Raw genomic sequence first — 1,608 nt, 5'->3', positions numbered from 1 at the left:
GGGGGTGCGGCGGAATTCTTGGACTATTTGGGAGCTAGTCCATGTATTCCTACGAAGACCGTATCCGAGCAGTCAAGCTCTACTTGGAGCTTGGCAAGCGCCTTACCGCAACCGTCCGTCAATTGGGCTATCCCACAACGAAGTCTCTCGAACGGTGGTATCACACGTACGCGCGATGTCTGGATTTGCCGAGGGAACGTATTTGCTTGAGGTCGCGCTATTCGGCGGAACAAAAGAAGGCGGCCACAGACCACTATATAAGCCATGGCCAGTGTCTGGCTGCAACGACAAAGGCCTTGGGATATCCGGGACGCGGGACGCTCGTCGCCTGGCTCGACGAGCTACATCCTGAACGAAAGAAACGCGTTCTCGGGAAGGCGTCGGGTATTCGGCATACACCAGAGCTCAGGCAGACGGCAGTCATCGATCTATGCACTCGACGAGAAAGCGCAGAGGAAGTTGCTAAAAAGATTGGCGTGAGCCGCCCAACGCTGTACAACTGGAAAAATCGGTTACTCGGTCAGGAGGCTGTTTCAGCCATGACGCGCCGCAACGATCCGCCGCAAACCTCTGAGAAAGCGACGCTGGAGCGGGAGATCGAATCACTCCGACGAGACATTCGAAAGCTCCAGATCGAACACGACATCCTGAAGAAGGCCAATGAAATAATAAAAAAAGGCCTGGGCGTCAACCCGCAACTCCTGACGAATCGGGAGAAGACGGCGCTGGTTGATGCCCTGAAGCAGACTTACACGCTACCGGAGCTCTTTGCTGAACTGGGGCTCGCCCGTAGCTCCTACTTCTATCACCGGGCGCGGATACAGGCTGCCGACAAGTATGCCGGTGTACGCCTTGCCATCGCAGATATCTTTGAACTGAATCACCGCTGCTACGGATATCGCCGAGTGCGCGCGGCACTTGGCAGGCAGAAAGTCTTCATCTCGGAGAAGGTCGTTCGGCGCTTGATGAAGCAGGAACAGCTAAGCGCGGCCACGACGAGGCGACGTCGATACGGCTCCTACGCCGGCGAAATAGGTCCGGCTCCAGAGAACCTTATCAACCGGGACTTCCGGGCCGCAGCACCGAATGAAAAGTGGCTCACCGACATCACAGAGTTCCAGATTCCTGCCGGTAAAGTCTATCTGTCTCCTGTCATCGATTGCTTCGATGGACTGGTGATCAGTTGGTCGATCGGTACGCGACCCGACGCCGAGCTTGTGAACACGATGCTCGATGCCGCCATCGAAGCAATCGGTAGCAGCAACAGCCGACCTGTGGTCCATTCAGATCGCGGTGCGCATTATCGCTGGCCAGGCTGGCTTACCCGGATACGTGAGGCCAGGCTGATTCGCTCAATGTCGCGCAAGGGCTGCTCGCCCGACAACGCGGCGTGCGAAGGCTTCTTTGGACGGCTGAAAACGGAACTGTTTTACTCTCGGGACTGGCAGACCGTCAGCACCGACCAGTTCATTGAGGTCGTTGACTCGTACATTCGCTGGTACAACGAGAAACGGATCAAAATCTCGCTTGGCGCACTCAGTCCGATTGAATACCGGGAGAGCCTCGGGCTGACGACATAAATCAGTCCAAGAATTCCGCCGCACCCCC

General features: G+C 56.6%; 1 protein-coding gene. It reads left to right on the top strand.

All coding sequences use genetic code 11. The features are described 5' to 3' along the window. The first annotated feature begins 41 nt into the window (after nt 1–41). A complete protein-coding gene (locus LGN17_RS36415; protein ID WP_226201559.1) occupies nt 42–1,580 on the top strand; it encodes an IS3 family transposase in 1,539 nt (512 codons plus the stop codon). The last annotated feature ends 28 nt before the right edge of the window (nt 1,581–1,608 follow it).

The organism is Burkholderia sp. AU30280, assembly GCF_020420125.1.
GTDB lineage: Bacteria > Pseudomonadota > Gammaproteobacteria > Burkholderiales > Burkholderiaceae > Burkholderia.
The sequence above is the reverse complement of the archived record's forward strand: the minus strand, read 5'-3'. Positions and strand labels throughout refer to the sequence as shown.

Excerpts from the sequence above, each read along its gene's own strand:
- LGN17_RS36415 (WP_226201559.1), top strand. The coding sequence starts at position 42 with ATGTATTCCTACGAAGACCGTATCCGAGCAGTCAAGCTCTACTTGGAG.